We start from the raw sequence: 3,428 nt of genomic DNA on the forward strand, positions 1-3,428 counted from the left end.
TGTCGAGCTGTGGCGCTACCGCGGATCGCTGCTCGACGCTGGCCTGGATCGGTGGCTGGACGAGCTCGCGGCGGTCGCCCCGATCGCGGGTCTGTTTCATGCGGCCGGCTGGAACCACGGGCGCGAGCCGGCCTTCATTCACAAGTCGATGGCCGACATGGCGCGCGTGTTCGAGCCGAAGATCGCCGGGCTGCAGCGCTTGGTCTTGGCGCTCGAGGCCCGCGCCCTCACGCCGCGGTGGATCGTGCTGTGTTCTTCGGTGGCCGCGGCGGTGCCCGCTCTGGGCGTGGGGATGAGCGACTACGCGGCCGCGAACACGTGGATGGATCGCTGCGCGGCGGCCAACGATCGGCGCCACGGATGTCGCTGGCTGTCGCTGCAGTGGCCCAACTGGGTCGACGTTGGCATGGGTGAGCTGCCCCGCGAGCCGCTCGCGCGACTGGGGATCGAGGCGCTGCGCAGCGCCGAAGGGGTCGCGCTGTTCGAGCGCGCGCTGGCGGGCGAGCTGGGGCCGGTCGTGCTGCCGTGCCTGAGCGCCCACGAGCTGCAGCCAGCGCAGTGGCTTCGCGCGGAGCCCCGCGCCCCCCGAGCGAACCGAGCCACCCGCGAAGTGACGCCCGCCGCCAGCACGGCTGCCGTGGCTGATGACGGGCGCCTCGCCGTCGATCTCGACCGCGCGCAGCGGTGGCTGCGAGGCCAGATCTCGGCCGCGCTCGAGCTGCCCTTCGATCAGATCGAGAGTGACAGCCCGTTCGAGGAATTTGGGCTCGACTCGATCTTGATGGTGCGGCTGCTGCAGGGCATCGACAGCGCGCTGGGCATGACGCTCGACCCCTCGCTGCTGATCGAGCACGACAGCGTCGCGCGGCTGGTCGACCACCTCGCCGCGCAGTTCCCCGAACAGCTCGCGCGCGCGAGCGGTGCGGGCTCAGACGCGGGCCGCAGCGATCAACCGGCGCCCCCGCCCGCGCCCGCGCCCGACCGCAGCGTGGGCAGCACGGCTCGCGCCACCTTCGCGACCCGCGAGCCCCCCCAGACCCGCGCCGACGAGCCCATTGCGATCGTCGGCATGGCCTGTCACTTCCCCGACGCGCCCGATCTCGCCAGCTTCTGGCGCAACCTTCAAGCCGGCCACGACGCGATCCGCGAGGTCCCGCCCGGGCGCTGGTCGATCGAGCGGTTCTTCGCGCCGGTCCACGAGCCGGGCAAGACGATCAGCCGATGGGGCGGCTTCCTCGACGACATCGAGCGCTTCGACCCGGCGTACTTCGAGCTCGACGAGGCCGTGGCTGCGGGCTTGGATCCGCTGATCCGCCAGGCCCTCGAGGTCGGCGCCGAGACCTTCGCCCACGCGGGCTACCGTCGCGCAGAGCTAGCTGGCACCCGCACGGGCGTCTACATGGGGGCGCGGGTCGGCGACTTTGCGCGGCGGCTCGGGGGCTACTCCAAGCATGGGATCATTGGCGTCGGCCAAAATTTCATCGCCGCCCACCTCGCCCACTTTTTTGATCTGCGCGGGCCCAACCTGGTCGTTGACAGCGCCTGCTCGTCGTCGCTGGTCACGGTCCACCAAGCTTGCCAGAGCCTGCGCGCGGGTGAGATCGATCTGGCGCTCGCGGGCGGCGTCGACCTGCTGCTCGACGAGCAGCCGTACCTGAGCCTCAGCGAGAGCCGGGCGCTGTCGCCCGAGGGCCGCTGCTACACCTTCGATCGGCGCGCGAACGGGTTCGTTCCGGGTGAGGGCTGCGGCATGGTCCTGCTCGCGCGGCTGTCCGACGCGCTCGCCAACGGCGATCAGATCCTCGCGGTCATCGAAGGTAGCGCCGTCAACAACGACGGTCGGACGATGGGCGTGACCACCCCAAACCCCGAGGCCCAGGTCGAGGTTGTCCACGAGGCCCTGCGCAGGGCAGGCGTCGAGGCCAGCAGCGTGTCGCTGATCGAAGCCCACGGCACCGCCACGTTGATCGGCGATCCGATCGAGCTCAAGGCGCTGACCCGGGTGTTTCGGGCCTCGACGGACGAGCGGGGCTTTTGCGGGATCGGCAGCGTGAAGACCAACATCGGGCACCTCGCCAGCGCGGCTGGGATCGCCGGGCTGATCAAGGTCGCGGCCTGCGTGCGCGAGCGTCACCAGGCGCCCACCTTGCACTGCGAGCAGCCCAATCCGCGCTCGGACTTCGAGGGCTCGCCCTTCTACGTGCTCACGCGCGGGCGCCCGTGGCTGCCGCGCGCGGGCGTGCTGCGAGGGGGCGTCAGCGCGTTCGGGCTGGGGGGCACCAACGCCCACGTCGTGATCGCCGAGGCGCCGTCCCACCACCCAAGCCGCGCGCCGCTCGAGGCCCCCGCGTTCCGTCGTCGCTGGCTGTGGCCCGCGCACGACGGTCGGCGCGAAGCCCAGGCCACCCCCGCGCGGCGCCTGATGCAGCTGGAGTTCTTGCCATGACCGTCCTGCCCCTACCGTCGGTCCTCGCCTCGCTCCGCTGCCGGGTCGCGCTGACCTGTGATGACCCGGTGCTCCGTGATCACCACGTGCACGGCGTGCGGATCATGCCGGGGGTCACCTTCCTCGACATGCTCTGGCGGATCCTCGCGGCTCGCGGGGTCGAGGTTGGCGCGATCGAGCTGCGTCGCTGCGTGTTCCGGGCCCCGGCCTCGGTCGACCGCGCGCGCGGGCGCGAGCTGTTGTTCGAGATTGGCGAGGGTCGCGACGGCGGGCAGGTGATCGTTCGCGGTCGAGCGCAGGTCGCAGGTGATCACGCGAGCGCGAGCGCGCTCGCGAGCGCGCTCGAGGCCGAGCCCCGCGAGCACTTCGTCGCCGACCTGGCATCGGTCGCGCCCCTGGATCCCCACGCGCGCGAGCAGATCGGCCCGCGGGGGCCGGTTGTCGAAGCACACGAGCTCGATCAGCTCTACGCCATGTCGCGGGGGCTGGGAACGGTCCACGGCCCGTTCATGCGCGGGCTGGGTAGCCTGCGCGAGCACGCCGATGGGCTGCACGCCGCGCTGGAGCTTGGCGATGAAGCGGCGGGCCACGTCGACGACTTCTTCTTGCACCCGGCGCTGCTCGACTGCGCGACGCTGCTGCCTTCGATCTACTTCGCGCGCACCGCTGGCACCGTCGCCGAGCCGGTGATCCCCGTCCACATCGCCGCCGTCCGCGGGTTCCGGCGCCCGCGGGGCCGCCGGTGCCACGTGTGGGTGCCGCGGGCGTCGTGTCGCGTGATCTCATCGGAGCTCTCGACGGCGGATCTTTACTTGCTCGACGAAGACGGGGAGCTGCTCGCGTCGCTGCTGGGGCTGTCGTTCAAGCGGGTGCGAGAGCGCCAGCTGATCACCCGCCTCGAGCCTGACGCGACCCCGCTCGAGCCCTCGCCCGCGCCCGCTCCGGCGGCCCTAGATCGGAAGAGAGTCGTGTAGGGGAAGAG

General features: G+C 71.7%; 2 protein-coding genes. Both read left to right on the forward strand.

The window, feature by feature from the left end; genetic code table 11:
* Positions 1-2,446, forward strand: a 2,446-nt coding sequence (locus DB30_RS40400) for a beta-ketoacyl synthase N-terminal-like domain-containing protein (protein WP_146662902.1), incomplete at its 5' end; no start/stop codon positions are given.
* Positions 2,443-3,420: a polyketide synthase dehydratase domain-containing protein gene (locus DB30_RS40405; protein ID WP_052559430.1), complete on the forward strand. Its 978-nt coding sequence runs from the start codon at positions 2,443-2,445 to the stop codon at positions 3,418-3,420. The genes DB30_RS40400 and DB30_RS40405, both read left to right, overlap by 4 nt.
* The last annotated feature ends 8 nt before the right edge of the window (positions 3,421-3,428 follow it).

The organism is Enhygromyxa salina (assembly GCF_000737335.2).
Classification (GTDB): Bacteria; Myxococcota_A; Polyangia; order Nannocystales; family Nannocystaceae; genus Plesiocystis; species Plesiocystis salina_C.

What these genes read in the sequence shown, in the direction of transcription:
- DB30_RS40405 (WP_052559430.1), top strand. Translation starts at nt 2,443, where the DNA reads ATGACCGTCCTGCCCCTACCGTCGGTCCTCGCCTCGCTCCGCTGCCGG.